This window comes from Flavobacterium sp. LHD-80 (genome assembly GCF_030929605.1).
Classification (GTDB): Bacteria; Bacteroidota; Bacteroidia; order Flavobacteriales; family Flavobacteriaceae; genus Flavobacterium.
In genome coordinates, this window is the sequence record NZ_JAVFVS010000004.1 from 557431 (window position 1) to 577159 (window position 19729).

The 19729-nt window shown below is 31.1% G+C and carries 18 protein-coding genes; 4 read left to right on the forward strand and 14 right to left on the reverse strand.

Annotated features, from left to right (window positions below; genetic code table 11):
• Nucleotides 1-17 precede the first annotated feature (17 nt).
• The 14 genes from RB619_RS06985 to RB619_RS07050 form a co-directional block, all read right to left on the reverse strand.
• Nucleotides 18-737: a hypothetical protein gene (locus tag RB619_RS06985; RefSeq protein ID WP_308095756.1), complete on the reverse strand. Its 720-nt coding sequence runs from the start codon at nucleotides 735-737 to the stop codon at nucleotides 18-20.
• Nucleotides 738-911: 174 nt separating this feature from the next.
• Complete coding sequence (locus tag RB619_RS06990; RefSeq protein ID WP_308095757.1) at nucleotides 912-1163, reverse strand: hypothetical protein; 252 nt, start codon at nucleotides 1161-1163, stop codon at nucleotides 912-914.
• A gap of 190 nt (nucleotides 1164-1353) precedes the next feature.
• Nucleotides 1354-2100 (reverse strand): response regulator transcription factor, encoded by a 747-nt coding sequence (locus tag RB619_RS06995; RefSeq protein ID WP_308095758.1) that lies wholly within the window; start codon nucleotides 2098-2100, stop codon nucleotides 1354-1356.
• Complete coding sequence (locus RB619_RS07000; RefSeq protein ID WP_308095759.1) at nucleotides 2093-3424, reverse strand: tetratricopeptide repeat-containing sensor histidine kinase; 1332 nt, start codon at nucleotides 3422-3424, stop codon at nucleotides 2093-2095. Before RB619_RS07000 ends, RB619_RS06995 begins: the two co-directional genes overlap by 8 nt.
• Before the next feature lie 412 nt (nucleotides 3425-3836).
• Nucleotides 3837-4229: a hypothetical protein gene (locus tag RB619_RS07005; RefSeq protein WP_308095760.1), complete on the reverse strand. Its 393-nt coding sequence runs from the start codon at nucleotides 4227-4229 to the stop codon at nucleotides 3837-3839.
• 241 nt (nucleotides 4230-4470) lie between these two features.
• Nucleotides 4471-6075: a hypothetical protein gene (locus RB619_RS07010; protein ID WP_308095761.1), complete on the reverse strand. Its 1605-nt coding sequence runs from the start codon at nucleotides 6073-6075 to the stop codon at nucleotides 4471-4473.
• A 71-nt stretch (nucleotides 6076-6146) separates the two neighbouring features.
• Complete coding sequence (locus RB619_RS07015) at nucleotides 6147-7319, reverse strand: DUF4249 domain-containing protein (protein WP_308095762.1); 1173 nt, start codon at nucleotides 7317-7319, stop codon at nucleotides 6147-6149.
• 18 nt (nucleotides 7320-7337) lie between these two features.
• Nucleotides 7338-10100 carry a TonB-dependent receptor domain-containing protein gene (locus RB619_RS07020; protein WP_308095763.1) on the reverse strand — a complete coding sequence of 921 codons (2763 nt, stop codon included), beginning with the start codon at nucleotides 10098-10100 and terminating at the stop codon, nucleotides 7338-7340.
• A 19-nt stretch (nucleotides 10101-10119) separates the two neighbouring features.
• On the reverse strand, nucleotides 10120-10923 hold the full coding sequence (locus RB619_RS07025) for a hypothetical protein (RefSeq protein WP_308095764.1): 804 nt from the start codon (nucleotides 10921-10923) through the stop codon (nucleotides 10120-10122).
• A gap of 263 nt (nucleotides 10924-11186) precedes the next feature.
• Nucleotides 11187-13322, reverse strand: a complete 2136-nt coding sequence (locus RB619_RS07030; protein ID WP_308095765.1) for a polyribonucleotide nucleotidyltransferase — start codon at nucleotides 13320-13322, stop codon at nucleotides 11187-11189.
• 166 nt (nucleotides 13323-13488) lie between these two features.
• A complete protein-coding gene (rpsO, locus tag RB619_RS07035; protein ID WP_007804772.1) occupies nucleotides 13489-13755 on the reverse strand; it encodes a 30S ribosomal protein S15 in 267 nt (88 codons plus the stop codon).
• 163 nt (nucleotides 13756-13918) lie between these two features.
• On the reverse strand, nucleotides 13919-14866 hold the full coding sequence (locus RB619_RS07040) for an energy transducer TonB (protein ID WP_308095766.1): 948 nt from the start codon (nucleotides 14864-14866) through the stop codon (nucleotides 13919-13921).
• Nucleotides 14867-14996: 130 nt separating this feature from the next.
• Nucleotides 14997-15608, reverse strand: a complete 612-nt coding sequence (locus RB619_RS07045) for a hypothetical protein (protein WP_308095767.1) — start codon at nucleotides 15606-15608, stop codon at nucleotides 14997-14999.
• A gap of 31 nt (nucleotides 15609-15639) precedes the next feature.
• Nucleotides 15640-16095 (reverse strand): GAF domain-containing protein, encoded by a 456-nt coding sequence (locus tag RB619_RS07050; protein WP_308095768.1) that lies wholly within the window; start codon nucleotides 16093-16095, stop codon nucleotides 15640-15642.
• A 71-nt stretch (nucleotides 16096-16166) separates the two neighbouring features.
• Here RB619_RS07050 and xrtF point away from each other — a divergent pair, with 71 nt between their 5' ends.
• The 4 genes from xrtF (at nucleotide 16167) to RB619_RS07070 (ending at nucleotide 19698) form a co-directional block, all read left to right on the forward strand.
• Nucleotides 16167-16703, forward strand: a complete 537-nt coding sequence (gene xrtF, locus RB619_RS07055) for an exosortase family protein XrtF (RefSeq protein WP_308095769.1) — start codon at nucleotides 16167-16169, stop codon at nucleotides 16701-16703.
• A complete protein-coding gene (locus tag RB619_RS07060; RefSeq protein WP_308095770.1) occupies nucleotides 16693-17139 on the forward strand; it encodes an exosortase F system-associated protein in 447 nt (148 codons plus the stop codon). The genes xrtF and RB619_RS07060 overlap by 11 nt, the downstream gene beginning before the upstream one ends.
• A gap of 46 nt (nucleotides 17140-17185) precedes the next feature.
• On the forward strand, nucleotides 17186-17584 hold the full coding sequence (locus RB619_RS07065) for a hypothetical protein (protein WP_308095771.1): 399 nt from the start codon (nucleotides 17186-17188) through the stop codon (nucleotides 17582-17584).
• A gap of 104 nt (nucleotides 17585-17688) precedes the next feature.
• Nucleotides 17689-19698 carry a TonB-dependent receptor domain-containing protein gene (locus RB619_RS07070; RefSeq protein WP_308095773.1) on the forward strand — a complete coding sequence of 670 codons (2010 nt, stop codon included), beginning with the start codon at nucleotides 17689-17691 and terminating at the stop codon, nucleotides 19696-19698.
• The last annotated feature ends 31 nt before the right edge of the window (nucleotides 19699-19729 follow it).

Genomic DNA, 19729 nt, shown 5'->3' on the forward strand with positions numbered 1-19729 from the left:
GTATGTTTCTTCAGGTTTTAATTATTGATAAATTTTATTAAATTTTTCATGAATAATGATGTGTTTTCCTTTCTGAGGTTGCGGTTCATGAGATAGAAATCATTTATTTTTCTTTTGCTTTCAGGAAATAATGCGATAATTGCTTTTTTGTCATTGATTAAATTGAATTTATTTTCTTTCCACAAAATAAACTCATATCGAGGAGTATATTCAATTAGATTGAACTCTTCCTTGATGTTTTTCTTTTTCTCCTTGTAATATTTAATGTAAAAGATTTGATTGCTGTTGATTGCAATTTCTTCGTAGTAACCTCCTTTAAAAGCAGTGTTATTCAACTCTTTTAGATTCACAAAAGTTTCATTGCCAATTTTAAAATTAGAAACGTTTGATTTGATGAGATTTATTTTGGTATTGTTTTGTTCATCATAAGGACGAAGAACAAGTTCATCAGCGTAGATGTCGTATTTTAAATATAAATCAAAATAATTTTGAGAATTGTATCTAACGCTTCCTTTTCTGAATTCATCAGGGCCATAGTAGCGATGTTGGTTTTCGACGGTTTTGTCAAAGTTAAGATGAGCACGTCCATTTTTAATATCTAACGATTCGATGCCTGTATTTTTATCAAACCAGTTGAAGGTTTCGATTTCTTTGACGCTTTGACTGTGTATGGAATAAATGTTTAATAATAATCCAAATAAACTTAGGAATATTACCTTCTTTTGGGAATTTTTCAAAGGATTGGTGGATTTTTGATTTTGTTTCGGTTGAATTCAAAAGTATTAAAAAAAAGTTATAAATAACACGAACAACTGTTAAAATGTAATAAAATATTCACTTTTTAACGTAAAAAACACCTTGGTTTAGCAGTAAACCAAAGTGTTTTTAAAAAAAGGGGGCAAAACTTATTATTATTTTAAACTATCATCTGGTGAATCCAGAATTTCATCAAATATTTTTTTGAGTGATTTTAGATAGATCGGGAAGGCTATTAGCAACAGGATATATTCTTTTCTAAGAACAGTAACATCATCCAGGATTATATATAAACTGGGAATTAATATCGCCAGTGATGCGAGAGCGCCAATCCATGGATTTGATATTAATTGTTTTAAAAGAGATAAGGTTTTCATTTCTGGTCTATTGGTTAGCTCGATTTTCATTTAAAACTGTTTTGTTAATTTGTTTAGCAAAAGTAATTTCGATTTTGCTCGATTTTTTTGAAAATGTCATGAAGGCGGTTTTTATTGTCATGAAATCCTGAAAAATCCATTTATGAACTATAATAAGCATATAGAAATAAAAAAAATCCTCTTTAAAAAGAGGATTTTGAAATGTTTGTCGCGATTTGTATTAAGATAAAATATTGATTTTTTTTATAAAATCTTTATAAGTGTCACTTAGATTTATCTTGTGATTTCCTTTTAAAATAATAAGATTATCAGCTAGAATGATCTCTTCTATTTTATCTGAATTTACAATCGTATTTCGATGTGTTTTTACGAATTTATTCTTATCCAGCAATTCGCTGATTTTTGTCAATGAAATCAAAATGACAAATTTTTCTTTTTCAGTAATAATGTTGCAGTAACGTTCTTCAACTTCAATATAAAGAATATCGTTTATAGAAACTTTTTTCAGCGCGTTTTTTTTCTTTATAAATAAGTGATCATTGCTGATAACAGTATCCTGTTCGTCGCTTAAAAAAACATCAGTTTGTGCATAAAATTTCTCAACTGCCATTTCGATCGCATACAGAATTTCGAGTTCATTGAAAGGTTTCATCAAAAAGCTAAAAGGCTTGGTAAGTTTAGCACGTTCAAAAATTTGGCGATCTTTTGAACTGGTCAAAAACACAAATGGTTTTGCTGCATTAGGAATAATATTGATGGACTCAGCAAATGTAATTCCGTCTGGTTTTCCGTCTAAAAAAACATCAATAATGATAATGTCAACAGGATGCTCATAAAAAAGTTTAAGCGCATCAGTAAAATTTCTGGCAACACCTACAACGGTATAATTATTTTCGAGCAACACTTTGATCAAAGCATCACTTTGTTCCGGTGTGTCTTCTATAATTAAAACATGAATATTATCCATTGTTGTTTGTTTTTGGTAATGTCAGTATTATTTTGGTTCCAATATTTAGTTCGCTTTCGATATTTAGTTCACCACCATTTTTTTTGATCATTTGCTTGCATAATTGCATTCCTAATCCGGTGCCTATAACTTCAGAATCATTTTTTTTGGCTAAAAGCTCATTATCGTTTAGTAATTCTCTAATAATGTCCTCGCTCATTCCAATGCCGTTGTCCTCAATAATAAGCTGACAAAATTCGGAAGTGCTTTCTGCGGTGTAGAAACTGATTTTTCCATTTTCTTTTGAGAATTTAATAGCATTATCTAATAAATTTCGAAAGACTATTTTGAGAGAATCAATATCTACGAAGATAAAAATATTTTTTGAGATTGAATTTTCAAATGTAATTGACTTATCAAGAAGCAAAGGCTTATAGTTGTACTCCACTTGCTGTACAATAGAATTTAAGTGAACGGATTCTTTATGAAAATACAATTGCTTGGTTTGCAACATAGCCCAATGCAGTAAGTTGTCTAATAAACTGTAGGCGCCGTTTGCAATAGAGCTGTTTTGAATAATAAGCTGGTTTAATTGGTCATAATTTTTAGTTTCAAGCGTTGTTGCTAATTTCGAATTGCTCGTTTTAAGAGCATTTACAGAAGAACGTAAATCATGGCTTACAATAGAGAACAATTGATCTTTCGTAGCATTGAGCTGATCGAGTTTGTTTTTTTGTGCTAATATGATTTTTCCATTTTTTGCTTTTTGGGCATAAAAATAAACTCCAGCTGTTAAAGCTAAAAGCAAACCAATTGCAGAGAAAAATAAACTGTTGCGTTGTGTGTTTTTTAGCTGATTTTCTACTTCTAGAACTTTTATTTGCTTTTGTTTTTGAGCAACAGCAAATTTTTTCTCATAATCTGCGAGAGCCCAAATCTTATTTTGATTGTTTAAAGAATCTTTCCATTGGTCCGCTTCTTTTCGATACGCTAAAGCTTTTTTAAAATCATTTCTGTTTTCCTCAACAATTGCCATATTGAAGGCCGAAAAGTTTTTTACGGTAAAATCTTTGCTTTGTTTGGAAACATTATATGCTTTAGTGTAATAATAAATGGCTAAATCATCTTTATACAATTCGTAATATAAAGCAGCCAAATTGGTGTATGCATTAGAAAGTTTGTCCTTATCTGGATTTTTTTCGCGTAAGCTAATATTCTTAAGCAGATATTTTTCGGCTAAATCATATTGTTTAAGGAAAATATAAGTTGTGCCAAGACCGCTGTAGATATTGCCAATATAGTCTGAGTCATTTATCGCTATTGTTTTTTTTTCGGCTAGCTGCAAAAAATGTAAAGCTTTGTCAAGTTTCTTTGTTTCCAAATAAGTCACACCTAAAAAGAAGTACTTTATATGTGATAATTGAAAATTTTCGGATATGGCAAAAAGTTCATTTTGCGATTCTTTATAAAACTTTTTATTAAAAAAAGAGACGCCTCTAAAATAGTGGCAGTAATCTGCGGCAAGCTTGTTTTTTGAAACACTCAATTGCTTCATGGAATATAGCAATGTAGAATCCCAGTCTTTTTTTAAATAAAAAGACTGGGCTTTTACAAAATTATTTTCCTTTTTAAACGCTATAGCTTTTTGTTGAAGTATTTTTTTTTCAAATAAACTAATTTGTTTGGATTGTGAAAAAAGGTAAAACGGAATTATAAATAATAAGCAAAAATAAATTTTGATATTTTTAAGCTTCATTTTAAGGCACATTTGTTTTTGTTCCTCTTGAAGTTTCAGGATCTATATCTTTTAGGTAAGAAATAATTTCAGTAATTTCTCCGACTGTATCAGAAGTGTAATCGACTTCAACATACCAGACATCACAGCTTTCAGGTGTTTCTTCAGAAAAATTATAATCAAAAAAGAGTGTAAGTGTATTATTCTCTTCTGTAGGTTCTTCAACAGTTGGATTTGCAGGGTCTTCAGAGTTGATGTATAAAGTCGCTCTGATTTTTAATGTCAGTGCTCCTCCCTCTGGGGTGTAGAATTTTGCAGAAACTAGCGGAGATACAGGATAAATGACTGTCTCAGGATGCGAAAAAATAAAAGCACCAGTATTAATTCTGGAGTTTTGTAAAACGGTGTATGCCATAAGAATGGTTTTAAGGTTAATACTTAATTATTTTTGATAAGCTAAAGGTATTTTTTTCTTACAATAAATACAATAAAAACCTTGATTTTTAGTGCTTTTAGATATTATTTAATTCAGAAATTGGGAAATTATTTGTTTTAATAAATCACCAGAACCTTAAACAAATGCTAATAGGGAAAGAAAAAGAAAACCCCAATTCAACTACATGAATTGGGGTTTTGACTAAGAGATTTTTGCAAGTTTACTCAATTTTAAATGTTTTATAAAAATGAACATAATTACCAGTTTCTGTGAGTCCTTCAAGTAGGATTTCATAATCTCCAGAAATATCAGATGCATAAAAAGGAATCGTTATTTCGTTACTTGTAAGAGCTAAATTAGGTTTCCAAAGTAATTGATATCTATAATCAGGGATTCGGTTGTGTGTATTAGATGTTTCATATTTTGGTTCAAAATATACTTTTGCAGGTTCAGGTCTAAGCATAGTTGTTTTTAAAATATTTTTGTCAGTATAAATTGTTGCAAAATCTTTGTTTTTTGTGATGATGCTGACAATTCCGTTAAATATTTTAGGGCCGTAACAATAGGGTCTGTCAATAACACTGATACTTTCTATTTGATAAGCATTGTAATTAAATAATGCATTTATATCCTGAATTTGCAAGCCATCAACTAAAACTAGGCACGGTTCAGGAGATTGCGTTATATTATATTTTGTATCTCTTAAATATAGCGAAGGAACTTGATTATAATCTTTAAAATTAAGTTCGGTAACAATTTCTATTATTGTTTCTTTAAATGTTCTAAATCTTTCAAAACTATCCAGATTGTATTTTTTTTCAGTAGGTTGAAAAAAGAAATCTGTATTGACAGCTTCAACAAGGCTGTCTTTTTTTTGTGAAAAATAAACGTTTTCTACTTGAGTTGCCAATGACCGTTCTTGAATCGCTTTTAAATTTTTGTTCGAAATTGATGTTTTATTCGAGAAAACTAAATTTGATAAATCCGGACTTGGAGTTTTGTCTATTGCAATAGTATAATTTTCTCTATCAGATTCTGATAATTGTACATAACAGTCTGAATCATGGGTTTGTTTGTCAATCAAAAAAGTAAATTTCCCGTTACTATTTGTTTTAGTTGTTTTGAAAATGAAATTTTTTCCTGGAACCGATAGCGTAACTATTTTATTATTTAAATCAGAATTTGCTGTTTTCGGACTTATATATCCGTTTATAATTTCGCCTCTAGTTTCTGGAAGTACCTGTATGTTTTGTTTTAAATTTACATCAGTAGCAATAGTTTCATTAGTTGAGTTTGCAGGAATAAAATCTATTTTTCGAATATTTAAAAAATAATTCCCTCTATCCAATATTTTTGCTAGTACAAGTGTAGCTTTTTCTCTTTTTGAATATTTTTCTTTGTTAAGGTTCAAAAGAATGTTTGCAGATGCGTTTTCTGTTTCATTTTTATAAGCCTCAGGTTTTTTAGAAGTACTATCAATAACCATATTGATATGTTCTTCAAACGGATTTATAATGGTGAAGTCTTTTTCAAAAAAGTTATTTTGACTGTTGTTTAACATCCAGTTCGTGTAGGCAATAAGTTTATAGTTCCCTGTTGTTAATGTTGTTGGAATAAAATAATCGCCTGAACCAATTCCATTTTTGAGGCTAATTTTAGTTTTAAATACACTTTCTCTATGATCGTTAATTACTTCTAAATATGCGATTTCACTGATATCAGAAAATACAGTCGTTTTGTTTAAACAATATAACTGGCAGTATAGTGTTTCGCCGGTCAAAACTACTGATGTGTTGGTTTTAACTAATAATGTTTCTGTACCCAAAGTGACATTATTTTGGGCATTACTTTTATAGGTAAAAATTACTAATAGCAGTAGTAGAGCTAATCTTATATTTAATTTTCCCAAAATGAAGGTATTACGTTAGAAGAAAATGTTGTACAATCGCCGCATTCTTTTTCAACCATGTAAAATCCCGTAGGACCAAATCCTGGGCCATCTCCAATATAATCATGCGTTTTGATTAAGTCGTAATCATTTTTTTCGATCTCATTAAAATAGTAGAGTCTGGCATTGCATGTTGTAAAATACTCAGTTGGCTTGTCGGAAGGGAAAAAATCTTTGAAGCTAAAAAAGATTCTCTTTTTTGCGACAGATGCAACTTCAAAATAACCCACAACTTTTTCATTTAAATTTGTTGTTGATTTTATATTTCCAACTACATATCCAGGTTGATTTGGAGATAATAATTCTCCTGAATCAACCATTTTTTTGGATGTATAATAATAATCATATGCAGCTTGACTTTGTGTGTATTGGGAAACCATAATGCTATAACGATTTGTCAACATGTAATCTGTGTCGGCTATAAAACGAATCGGATATTTTACACGATCTTCAGTCAAATCGGCTGTGCTGGTTTGTCTGATTCCTGTAGAGTGTTTAGTGGTATAACAAGTCTGAATATTAGGTGGAGCAGGAACTTTTACGTAGCTATAATAGCCGTTTTGCTTTACCAAATTAATACGTGTTTCAATAGGGTGTGGGGTTATTATTTTATAAGTTTCTTCATATTCATAACGGTAATATTTGGATGTATTTGTTGGGTCAAAACTATTGACGGTTACTTGAACACCTCTTGTGCCATCTTTTTCTGCGACTGTGGTTTCTAGATCAATAGTATTTATTGTAGTTAAAGCTTGTGGTGAAGAAACATATGATTTTCCTGATTTAGTTGTAATTTTTAATTGATAGTTTTTGCTTGGTTCTACTTTAAATTCAATTACAGAAATATATTTTCCATCTTTTTCATTAAAATGAAATACGGTTTTATCGCTATCAACAACAATAACATCGGCTCCAGATTCGGGAATTCTTACGGTGTCATTTAGGACCCTTGTTCTCGAAATTTTTATTTCCTGATATTTTAATTCGTTTGTCAATGTTGCTTCAACAGTCATTGCATCTTCAAAATCTTGATTTTGATAGATATATTGTTCCGTACAACTTGCCAAAACAGCTGTTGCAAAAAGAGCCAATGTCATTTTTTTGATTATTGATAAATTCATATTGATAAGATAAATGAATTAAAATTTGATGTTATAAGTTATTGTTGGAATTGGAACAGAAAAAATCGATGTTTTATACGCTTTGATTTTTCTGTCTTCAGTAACAAAATAAACATTATAAGGATTATTTCTTCCAAGAACATTATAGACAGAAAGATTCCAGAAACTATGAGCGAGTTTTTTTATTTTGTGATTTCCTTCAAAATTAAGACCAATATCCAATCTGTAATAATCTGGAATTCTATATTGATTGCGATTACTGTATAAAGTAAAATCCTCTCCAGCAAACTCATACGATCCAATTGGGAAAGTGACCGGCCTTCCTGTTTGGTAAACAAAATTAGTTGATAAACTGTATCTCTTTGTAAATTTATAATTTAAAATGGCGCTAAAATCATGTGGTTTGTCATAATTCGTTGGGAAATATTGACCACTATTTATTTTTTCTGAGTCAAATTTACTGTCAAGTTTTATCAAAGCTCTAGAATACGTATAGCTTAACCAGCCATTAAAATTTCCTTTTTCTTTCTTGATCAAAAATTCAACGCCATAAGCTTTTCCTTCTCCTTGAAGAAGTTCGGTTTCTATGTTTTCGTTTAGAAATAATTCGGCACCAACTTTATAATCCAGGATATTTTTTGAACGCTTATAGTAACCTTCTAAACTTAATTCCAATGAATTTTCAATTATATTTTTGAAAAGCCCGAGCGAAAATTGATTTGAAGATTGTGGTTTAGTATTTAAATCTGAAAGCTTCCACACATCCATTGGAGATTGTGTCGTATTCGTTGACAGCAAATGCATGTATTGATACGTTCTGTCAAAACTTGCTTTTACAGATAAATCTGGAAGTATAAAATAACGAGCAGAAATTCTAGGTTCAAAACCTCCATACGTTTTTATAGATTCGTTATTTGAATAAGTTTTAGTATCAACAACAGTTCTTTCAGATTTAGGAAGATCGTCCCGGTAAATGTTTTGGGTAGAAGGACCAAGTGCGGCATAATAAGAATAACGTAACCCTAAATCAATCAAAAGTTTGTCGTTGACCTTGTAATTTTCAGTAAAAAACACAGCCGACTCCAAAGCTTTTTCCTTCTCCAGTGTGGTTTGTTTAATTTGAGAGTTATCGGCTGTTGGTTCTAGAAAACCAGGATTGATATTGTAAATTTTACTGCTAACACCATAATTAAATGAGTGTTTTTCATTCAGAACATACCTCATTTTAAAAAACAACTGAGTTTCATTGATTTTGTAACCGTAATCAAATGATTTTTCAGGTTGTGAATCGTAGTCGATGTTAAATTTATATTGACTATTTGTGACAATTAAGGAAGATTTGTTTTTAGCATTAAAATCATGATCCCATTTTACTGTTGCTAATAAATTGCTGTATTTGTAAATAGAGTCGGAATTGATGCTGTATTTATCATGACTATAATAGAAAGAGGTTTCCAAATTATCTTTTGCACTAACACGATGATTGTATTTTAAAATCAAATCATAAAAAGAAGCTTGACTATTGTCTAGTTCGGGATCTTTAATTGTTTTTAGAATCCAATCAGAATAACTTGCTCTTCCGCCAAATATTAAGCTCGATTTTCCTTTTACTATTGGAATTTCGAGAGCAACATTGCTCATTACTGGGCCAATTCCTGCTTCACCAGAAACTTTTTCGGTATTTCCATTTTTAGATTTAATATCAAAAACAGAAGAAAGTCGCCCCCCAAATTCTGCAGGAATGCTTCCTTTGTATATATCAGCTGATTTTGTTGTAAATGGATTTACAGAAGAAAAGAAACCTAAAAAGTGAGATGGATTGTATAAAGAAGCGTTGTCTAATAAAAACAAGTTTTGATCGTCTTTTCCTCCACGAACATTAAAGCCCGCAGAGCCTTCTCCTGCTGTTTTTATACCAGGAAGCGTTGTCGCAACTTTAAAAATATCTCTTTCGCCTAAAATTAAAGGAACATTTTTGATGTTCTCGATATTAATACTTGTAAGGCCTGCAACTACTGAGGTTGTATTTTTTGTTCTTTTATTTTCGATAACAACTTCTTTCAGGGCATTTACATTTTCATCTAAATTAAAATCTACTTTTCCATTACTGTAAAGCACAATTTTTTTAGTCTTTGATTCATGTTTGATGGATTGCGTTTCGATTATATTGATACCGGCTGGAACTCTAAAGCTATAATAACCATTTTCATCAGTTGTTGTGCTTATGTCTTTGTCCTTTACTTTAACAGTAATATTGTATTCTGGTTTTCCTGAAATTCTGTCTTTGATATAACCAGAGAGGGTATAAGATTGAGATGCATTAATTAAGGACTGTTTTCCAAGGGAAATAATGGAATCTGAATCTTTCTTAGAATCAGTCAGGTATTGCTTGTTGTAAATGGGAACTATTGGCGAATTTGAAGTTTTGGCAGTACTTATTTTATCGGCATTTTTAAAATAGTCCTCTGTTATAGTGTTTGATATCAATAAACCATTACTTAAAATAATGTTGTTCTGGTCAATAATATAATTTATTGTAGTGTTATTGAAAATAGCATCTAAAATTACTGAAATAGAGGTATTATTAAATTCTCCTGAAATAAGATCTGTATTAGATAGCCATTGATCTTCAAAATAGAAGTGAAAAGAAGTGTTTTTTTCAACAATTTCAATAGCTTCTTTTCGCGTTACATTCGAATATTTTATTGAAATATTTTTTTCTTGAGAAAAGAGAAAAATCGGCAATAAAAAAAATAAATAAAGGATAAAGTACTTTTTCATTTAGATTTCGGAATAGAGCTTATAAATTGCTGTCAATAAATTTTATCAAATCTGCTTTAAACTGGTATGGATTTGTCTCTTCCAGAATTTTATTTTTTTTGTAATACTCTTTTATTTCTTTTTTTAGTTGAGGAAATGTGACTAAAATTTCTTTTTGTGTATTTACAGCTATAAATTTTGAATTATAAAGAAGTTGGTAATCGCTATACTCTTTGAATTCTGTATACAAACTAGTTTCAATAATAGTTTCTTTGGCAGTTTTAATGTGCTTAATATATAGGGAGAGATTTTTGCCTAAATATTTTTCTTCAAAAAAACCAGTGATGGTTTTCGGATATTTATATTTAGTGTCAATATTGACAAATCTTTTGTCCTCAATAAAAAAATAATCTACTTTTTCATTTATGAGCGTTATGCCGAATGTATTATTGTTTTCGAATGATTTAACAAGTTCGTCTTTGTAGGTGTCATACTTTATCTGGATGTTTTCATATAATTGATTATCATAAAAAACAGATCCGTTGACAAAGTTTTTATTTAAATAATAGTTGTGGCTATTTTTTAAATTATAGGAATCAATATGGATTTTGCCATTATTTATGTTTAAAATTTCTTCGCCAATTGTTTTGTCTAAATAATTAGAAACATCTTTTTTTTCTTTAGTTTGAGAAAAACTGTTAATTGAAAGTAATAGTAGGATGAAAATTATTGTTGAGCAATTTGTGATTTTTAATGATAGGTTTTTACAATATAGTTCCAATTTAAAAGAGACATTACTAAATAATATTTTTTTAATTCTTGACCTTGCAATGTCCTTTCTCATCAATATTTTTGTTTTATGTAGTTATTTTCTATATAAAACTATGTTAATAACCTTCTTTTTAAAAATAAATTAAACCAACAACATCGTTTTTTAAACCAACAACATTATTTAGGACATAATGTGTTTTCTGAAAACGTTGTAGTTAAGTATTTTAACCGTACGCTTTTAGGTTGAAAAGTAGGTGTGAAAATCGAAAAACCCCGTTTCATGATTATGAAACGGGGTTTTTGCTATGAATAAACCTTTAGTAAACTAAGATCTGATTACTCTTTTTTCTCCTCACGTGGAGGTCTTGGAACAAGTGCTTTTTTAGACACTTTTTCTTTTTTAGTTTTTGGATCAACTCCTAAGTATTTCACTTGGAAAACATCTCCCATTTTAACTACATCAGCAACGTTTTCAGTACGTTCCCAAGCTAATTCAGATACGTGAAGCAATACTTCATTTCCTGGCGCAGCAGTATATTCAACTACAGCTCCAAAATCAAGCATTTTAATTACTTTAACTTCGTAAGCTTCTCCTAATTGTGGTTTGAAAGTGATAGAAGCAATTTTTGCTAATACTGCTTCAATTCCAGCAGGATCTGTACCTAAAATTTCTATAACACCCTGTTCGTCAACCTCGTTGATCACGATAGTTGTTCCAGTAGCTTTTTGTAATTCTTGAATTACTTTTCCACCAGGTCCAATCAATGCTCCAATAAAGTTTCCAGGAATAGTTCTAGTGATGATTTTTGGTGCGTGTGCTTTTACATCAGATCTTGGAGTTGCAATAGTTTCAGTTAATTTTCCTAAAATATGCATACGTCCATCACGTGCTTGTGCAAGAGCTTGCTCCATAATGTCATAACGTAAACCATCAATTTTGATGTCCATTTGACAAGCTGTGATACCGTCAGCAGTTCCAGTTACTTTAAAGTCCATATCTCCTAAGTGATCTTCATCTCCTAAGATATCAGACAATACAGCAAATTTCTCTCCGTCAGTAATCAATCCCATAGCAATCCCAGAAACTGGTTTTACCATTTGAACTCCAGCGTCCATCAAAGCCATTGTTCCAGCACAAACTGTTGCCATAGAAGAAGAACCGTTAGATTCTAAAACCTCAGAAACAATACGAATTGTGTAAGGACAATCAGCAGGAATCATATTTTTCAATGCTCTTTGAGCTAAGTTACCGTGACCAACTTCTCTTCTTGAAGTTCCTCTTAGTGGTTTTGCTTCACCAGTTGAGAAAGGAGGGAAGTTATAGTGTAAGTAGAATTTCTCTTCACCTTGTTCAGATGGAGAATCGATTTGGTTTGCTTCTCTAGAAGTTCCTAAAGTTACAGTTGCCAAAGCTTGAGTTTCTCCACGTGTAAATAAAGATGAACCGTGAACTCTTGGTAAATAATCAGTTTCACACCAGATTGGTCTGATGTCTGTAGTTTTTCTACCATCTAAACGAACTCCTAATTCTAATACTACATTACGAACAGCTTCTTTGTTTGTTTTGTAGAAATATTTAGAAACTAAATCACCATCAGCAGCTAATTCTTCTTCAGTAAATAAAGCTTTAACTTCTTCTTTTACTTCAGCAAATGCAGCGCCTCTTTCGTGTTTAGCTGAACCAACTTTTGCAATAGCATAAATTTTATCATATGCAGCGGCTTTTACTTTTTTGTAAATTTCTTCGTTTTCTTTCTCACCTTCGTAAGTACGAATTTCTTTTTTACCAAAAGCAGCTTGTAAACGGTATTGAGCTTCAATTTGAACCTTAATAGCTTCGTGAGCAAATTTAATAGCTTCGATCATTTCAGCTTCTGAAATTTCTTTCATCTCACCTTCAACCATTGCAACAGAATCCATAGAAGCTCCAATCATCATATCGATATCAGATTTTTCTAATTCTTCTCTGCTTGGGTTGATCACTAATTTTCCGTCAATACGTGCAACACGAACTTCAGAAATTAAGTTGTAAAATGGAATGTCTGAAACAGCTAATGCTGCAGAAGCAGCTAAACCAGCTAAAGCATCTGGCATAACTTCTTCGTCATGAGACATTAATTGAATCATAACTTGTGTTTCAGCATGGTAATCGTCTGGGAAAAGCGGACGCAATACACGGTCAACTAATCTCATTGTCAATACTTCGCTGTCGCTTGGACGTGCTTCTCTTTTAAAGAAACCTCCAGGGAAACGACCTGCTGCTGCGAATTTTTCGCGGTAATCTACCGTTAATGGTAAAAAATCAACGCCTGGGTTTGATGTGCGAGCTGAAACTGCTGTTGCAAGAATCATAGTGTCGCCCATTCTAACTACTACAGAACCGTCAGCTTGTTTAGCTAAACGTCCTGTCTCGATTGTGATGCTTCTTCCATCACCTAAATCGATCTTTTCTACAAATAATTGTGGAATCATAAATTTTTTCCTTTTTGATTATACAATGGGTTTTAGTTGTGTTGTAGTTGTTGTTGTGTGTAGTTGTTGTTATCTAAAACCCAATGAAAAACCAAACTTTTTTTCTTGTAAATGCTTGTAATGTAAAAACAAAAAGAGGCACTTTCGCACCTCTTTTCTATATTGATTATTTTCTGATATTCAATACTTTGATAATCTCACGATATCTGTTGATCTCTTTCTTTTTCAAGTAATCCAACAAAGCTCTTCTTTTACCTACTAATAGTACAAGAGAACGCTCAGTGTTGTAATCGTGACGATTTTTTTTCAAGTGTTCAGTTAAGTGAGAAATTCTGTAAGTGAACAATGCAATTTGACCTTCTGCGCTTCCAGTGTTTGTTGCACCACCGTGTTGTGCGAAAATCTCTTCTTTCTTTTCTTTAGTTAAATACATTCCAATATTATTTAATGATTTTTATGTATGTCAATACAACTTTTGTAAGACGGGTGCAAAATTAGATTAAAAAAACAAAAAAATCAAACAAAAATAAAAGAATCTTAAAATAGAGGTGTAGAAAATTCTGTTTTAATGATCTAGACAGTTGTTTTTTTAGAAATTATTTGCCTCTAATTGTTATTGGCAGAGAAAAAAGAATAGCTCTTTTTATCCCCCTTATTTTTCCTGGAATCCAGTTTCCTGAAGTGTTTAGTGTTCTTAATGCTTCTTCACCAGTTCCATAACCTAAATCTTTTATAATTACAGGTTTTGTTATGTTTCCCATTTCATCGACTACAAAAGTGACATAAATTTTGCCTGCCACTTTATTTTTAAAGGCTTCTGTTGGAGTTTTGTAATTTTTCGCAATTCTTTTGTAAAAATCATCCATTCCTATTTCTGGCATTGGTTTTTCATATACTTTTGAATACGAATATTTTATGTTGTTTGCGTCTGTGCTGATACCAGAAATCAAATCTCCTTGATTATAATTTTCAGTGTAGGTAATTTTGTTTTTTAGATCGGTACCTTGCCAGATGCCATCTTTTAGTCCATTTTGTATTTTCCCCTTTGCTTGATAGTCTTTATCAACATCGTCACATTCTCCGTTGCCGTCTATTACGGTTTGCTGGTTGTCCTTGTTCCAGAATTTTACGAGCAGTGTTTTTAGAGTTTTAGTTTTTATATCTAAAATATTTTCTTTTTCAAATTTTGGATTTCCATTTTCGTACCATTTGTATTCTTTTCCAGTTTTCCAATTCTCAGAATAAGTTGTAATTGACTCTTTAACACCATTTTCATAATATGAAATAAAAGTACCATCGCCTTTAAGAATATCTTTGTTTAAGGTCGTTCCTATCGATTTTTTAGCGCCAGATTTGTAAAATACAACTACTTTATATGAGGTTTTGTCTGTGTAGTAGTCTTCAATGACTCTTTTGTATTTATAGTTTTCTACTGAAGCTTCATTGTACGCTGAGTCTAGATAAACAGCTTTTGAAAAATCTTTTTGTGCGAAAATATTCTGTGAGATTATTAAGCAAATTAAATAAAAGAAGGTTTTGCGCATTGTTTTTTTGTAGTAAAAATAGTGTTATTCTATTTAATGAGCAATACTATTTTCTTTAATGCTGAATTTTTAGCATTTAATTTCTCATTCAATAAGTAATAACAAGTTTTTGTATTGTTTTTCATCTCCGCTACTTTGACATCAGAATTCCTTTGTCATAATTAGCTGTAGTCGAAAAGTTTGTCGAGGAATTATTTTTTTGCCAAATACCTTGTTTCAATCCATTTTTGATTTCTCCTTTTTGAGTTATAAATCCTTCCGTTTCTTCATATTCTCCATTCCCGTCAATTACGGTTTGTTCTCCCTCTTTAGTCCAGAAATTAAGAATTAAAGTCTGAACACTTTTAGTTTTTGGATTCCAGATATGCTGTTTTTCAAATTTTTTGCTTTGGTTTTCGTACCAATTGATTTCTTTACCTTCTTTATGGTCTTGCGAATAATTTACAACAGACTCTTTTGCCCCATTTTTGTAATAGCAAATAAATTCGCCATCTTTTTTTAGAATATCCTTGTCTAAAGTTGCTCCAGTCATTTTCTTTCTTCCATTCTTATAAAAATCAGTTATAACATAACGGACACTTTTTTGGGAATAGTTTGTGATTATTCTTGTATAGGAATAGTTTTCTGGAGTGCATTCTTGGTTCAGCGAATCTAAAAAGATTTTTTTTGAAACCATATTGATTTGCGCAGAGAGATGAACTGAAATTATCAGAAGCAGAAAAATGAAGATGTTTCTTTTCATTCAGTTCTATTTTTATCTAAAAATAGTTCTTCTAGAATAATTTCGCAACCTCTTCATTCACAAACTCTAAAAATCTTTCGTCAGCTTCAGTAAATGGATCAATAACATGGCTGTCAATATCGATTTGGCCAATATTTACTCCATTAACAAAAAGTGGTACAACGATCTCAGATTTTACAGTAAAACTGCAGGCAATATAGTTGTCTTGTGCAGCAACATCGGGAACAACAAAATTAGCATTGCTTTCTGCTACCTGTCCGCAGATTCCTTTTCCAAACGGAATAACAGTATGATCTGTTTCTGCACCAACGTAAGGCCCTAGATGAAGTGTTTTGGCTTCGTGATTGGCAAAATAAAAACCAACCCAATTGTAGTATTCTACATTTTCATTTAACAGTTGGCAGATTGCCAATAGTTTTTCGTCTCTAACCGTTTTTGTATCAGCTACAATAGCGCTTATTTTTGGTTGTAATTCTTGAAAAGTCATGATAAATAAATTTTATACAAAAGTATTTAAAGCCTGACTTAAAAAATACATAAATTTGAAAAAAAATTCCGTTGAAAAAATATTTAATACAATTTAAACCTTTCTTGATTTTTATAGGCACTTTCTTCGCCGCTTATATTTTACTCACAATAGTTTATAAATTTTATTTGAACAGTTTTGATTCTTTGGAAGTTGACGGGATTTCAAAAATTGTAGGTGCTAACGTAGAAAGTTTAATGCATCTTTTTAATTCAGATATACGAATTGTAAAAAGCATAACGGAGCCTTGTTTGGAAGTTTGGTACAATAATAAATTTACAATAAGAATTATAGAAGGCTGTAATGCGGTCAGTGTTATAATTTTGTTTATTTCGTTTGTAATTGCTTTTTCGGGAAAATTCAAAACAACTTTGCTTTTTATTTTATTTGGAGCACTTTTTATTTATATCCTAAATATTCTTCGAATTGCTTTTTTAACCATTTTGCTTTTTCATTATCCGCAGTATGAGCATTTTCTGCATGGTGTTCTTTTTCCATTGATTATTTACGGATTTGTATTTGTTTTATGGGTTATTTGGGTAAACAAATTTTCGAAATATGCTAAGTAAAATCATAGAACATAAATACAAAATTTTGTTTGCAGTTTGTATTGTGATATGTTTTGGTATTATTCGCACATTAGAAAAAAGTCTTTTTTATGATCCTTTTTTAGATTATTTTGAAATTGATTTTAAGAATCTGCCGTATCCTGAAGTTGATGGCCTTAAGCTATTTTTCGGGCTTTTTTTTCGGTATTTTTTAAATACAGTTTTGTCTTTGATTTTAATTTATGTACTTTTTCGAGATATTGAGATTATTAAGTTCAGTACGTTTTTATATGCTTTTTTTCTTGTAATTCTTTTTATCGCTTTTTTTGTGATTTTGAATTATTTTCCAAATGCAAATTGGCTTCTTTTTTATGTCCGTCGCTTCATAATTCAGCCCATATTTGTTTTGCTGTTTATTCCCGCATTTTATTACCAAAGTCAAAATTTAAAAAAATAACAAATCATTAAAGCTTTTTTCCAGTCTTTTTAGATAATTTTGCAATATGAATTTAAAAAAGTGCACAGGATTATTTCTAGCTTTCCTTTTGTTGGTTTCCAACATTGGGTTTGCATTTGATGTGCATTATTGCGGAGGCGAAATTGCTTCTGTTTCGTTAAATACTACAGCGCAAGCTTCTCCAGAAAAGAAATGTTGTGGAGAAAAAGAAAAAAAATCATCTTGTTGCAAAGACAAAGTAGTTCATTTTGAAAAGAAATCGGACAATGCTACTTTCAAAATATTCTTTTTTCAGCTTGATTTTCCGGCTGTAATTCAGGAATATAAGCCAATTGCTTTTTTATCGGTTCCAAATTTTAAAAGCAATCAGATCATTTCGTATTATTCTGATGCGAATGCGCCCCCCTTATTCAAATTATACAATCAATATATTTTTTATTCCTGATTATAATGTTTAGAAACAAGCCAATCTTTGTGGCTTGTTTGCAGCTGTTTGTCTTTTTTAAAGCAATAAAAACAGCTTTTTCTAATAACATTAAAATCATTTATATGCACAAAAATATAATGCTTTTGGGCATGGTTTTATTTTCTGTAACTGCTTTTTCACAAGAAGATTTGCAGGAAGTTAAAGTCACCAAAAAGCAAAAAGGAATTAAAAAATCCTATACACTTACATCCAACACATCGATAATTACAAGTAAAGAACTGCTAAAGGCGGCCTGCTGTAATTTGGCCGAAAGTTTTGAAACAAATCCTTCTATAGATGTCAATTTTTCGGATGCATTAACAGGAACCAAACAAATCAAAATGTTAGGTTTGACCAGTCCGTATTTAATGATAACCGAAGAAAATATTCCATCAGTTCGTGGTGCTTCTCAGGCTTATGGATTGTCTTTTACGCCAGGTACATGGATCGAAAGTGTTCAAATTACAAAAGGAGCGGGGAGTGTCATCAACGGTTATGAAAGCATTTCGGGACAAATAAATACGGAGCTTTTAAAGCCTTTGAGCGATATTCCGTTTTTCTTAAATGCTTATGGTTCTACAGATGCTCGTTTTGAATTGAATACACATTTCAATAAAAAATTATCTGAAAAATGGGCAACAAGTTTGTTTGTTCACGGAAATACTCGTGTCGCAAAAAACGATATGAATAATGACGGTTTTTTAGACAATCCATTAGGAAAACAAATCAATATTTTAAATCGATATCAATATTACGATCCGGAAAGTGGCTTAGTTAGTTTTATCAATTTCAGATATATGAATGATAAAAAGCAAACTGGTGAAGTTGATTTTGATAAAGATATTGATCGTGGCACAACAAATCATTGGGGTTCTGAAATCAATACAGAGCGTTTTGATGTGTCAACTAAAATTGGCTATGTTTTTAAAGATATGCCTTATCAAAGTATTGGTTTTCAAAATGCTTTTAACAGCCATAATCAAAACTCTTATTTCGGTTTGAATTTATATGATATAAAGCAGAATAGTTTTTATTCGAATTTGATTTTCAATTCGATTATCAACAATACTATGCATAAATTTACAACGGGATTAAATTTTACTTACGATCAGTATCAGGAGTTTGTGAATGTAAATGATTACAGCCGAATTGATAATTCGGTTGGTGCATTTTTTGAATACACTTATGATAATACAGATAATTTCAGTTTGATTTTGGGAGGAAGAGTCGACAATCATAATAGATTAGGTTTTTTCGTAACGCCTCGTTTGCACATGCGATATAATCCGTGGAAAAATGGCGTTCTTCGTTTTTCTGCTGGAAGAGGAAAACGTTCTGCTAATATTTTCGCCGAAAATCAACAACTTTTTGCAAGTTCAAGAAACTTTTCGATTTTAGACAATAGCGGAAAAATTTATGGTTTAAATCCTGAAATTGCATGGAATTACGGTATCAGTTTTTCGCAAAAATTCAGACTTTTTAATAAAAATGCCGAAGCTGGTTTTGATTTCTACAGAACCGATTTTCAAAATCAAGCCGTTGTCGATCTAATGCAAAGTCCGCAGGAAGTTTTATTCTATAATTTAAAAGGAAGTTCGTTTGCCAATAGTTTTCAGGCCGAATTTAATTATGAGTTAGTTCATAACTTGAATTTAAGAACAGCTTATAAATATTATGATATCCAGACCGATTATTTAAGAGGAACTTTTCAACGTCCGCTTCAGGCAAAACATCGCTTTTTAGGAAATCTGGAATATGAAACAACAGCCTCAGATGATGGGAAACAATGGAAATTTGATTATACTTTTAACTGGACAGGAAAACAGCAGTTGCCTTATACCGCTTCAAATCCGCCAGAAGATCAGTTTCCTGATTTTTCGCCTTCTTTCGCTGTGATGAATGCGCAGGTGACAAGAGTTTTTTCTCCTGTTTTTGAAGTGTATATTGGAGGGGAAAACATTGGAAATTACAAACAGCAAAAAGCAATTTTAGGAGCAGATGATCCTTTTGGACCAAATTTTGATGCTTCAGTAGCTTACGCGCCAATTTTTGGACAAATGTATTACGCAGGTCTACGATTTAAAATAAAATAATACTGCAATAGCAATTGCAAAATTCAATAAC

What these genes read in the sequence shown, in the direction of transcription:
- RB619_RS07045 (WP_308095767.1), bottom strand. Translation starts at nt 15,608, where the DNA reads ATGAAAAGAAACATCTTCATTTTTCTGCTTCTGATAATTTCAGTTCAT.
- RB619_RS07030 (WP_308095765.1), bottom strand. Translation starts at nt 13,322, where the DNA reads ATGATTCCACAATTATTTGTAGAAAAGATCGATTTAGGTGATGGAAGA.
- RB619_RS06995 (WP_308095758.1), bottom strand. Translation starts at nt 2,100, where the DNA reads ATGGATAATATTCATGTTTTAATTATAGAAGACACACCGGAACAAAGT.
- RB619_RS06990 (WP_308095757.1), bottom strand. Translation starts at nt 1,163, where the DNA reads ATGAAAATCGAGCTAACCAATAGACCAGAAATGAAAACCTTATCTCTT.
- RB619_RS07050 (WP_308095768.1), bottom strand. Translation starts at nt 16,095, where the DNA reads ATGACTTTTCAAGAATTACAACCAAAAATAAGCGCTATTGTAGCTGAT.
- RB619_RS07065 (WP_308095771.1), top strand. Translation starts at nt 17,186, where the DNA reads ATGAATTTAAAAAAGTGCACAGGATTATTTCTAGCTTTCCTTTTGTTG.
- RB619_RS07070 (WP_308095773.1), top strand. Translation starts at nt 17,689, where the DNA reads ATGCACAAAAATATAATGCTTTTGGGCATGGTTTTATTTTCTGTAACT.
- RB619_RS07005 (WP_308095760.1), bottom strand. Translation starts at nt 4,229, where the DNA reads ATGGCATACACCGTTTTACAAAACTCCAGAATTAATACTGGTGCTTTT.
- RB619_RS07020 (WP_308095763.1), bottom strand. Translation starts at nt 10,100, where the DNA reads ATGAAAAAGTACTTTATCCTTTATTTATTTTTTTTATTGCCGATTTTT.
- RB619_RS07060 (WP_308095770.1), top strand. Translation starts at nt 16,693, where the DNA reads ATGCTAAGTAAAATCATAGAACATAAATACAAAATTTTGTTTGCAGTT.
- rpsO (WP_007804772.1), bottom strand. Translation starts at nt 13,755, where the DNA reads ATGTATTTAACTAAAGAAAAGAAAGAAGAGATTTTCGCACAACACGGT.
- RB619_RS07025 (WP_308095764.1), bottom strand. Translation starts at nt 10,923, where the DNA reads ATGAGAAAGGACATTGCAAGGTCAAGAATTAAAAAAATATTATTTAGT.
- RB619_RS07040 (WP_308095766.1), bottom strand. Translation starts at nt 14,866, where the DNA reads ATGCGCAAAACCTTCTTTTATTTAATTTGCTTAATAATCTCACAGAAT.
- RB619_RS07015 (WP_308095762.1), bottom strand. Translation starts at nt 7,319, where the DNA reads ATGAATTTATCAATAATCAAAAAAATGACATTGGCTCTTTTTGCAACA.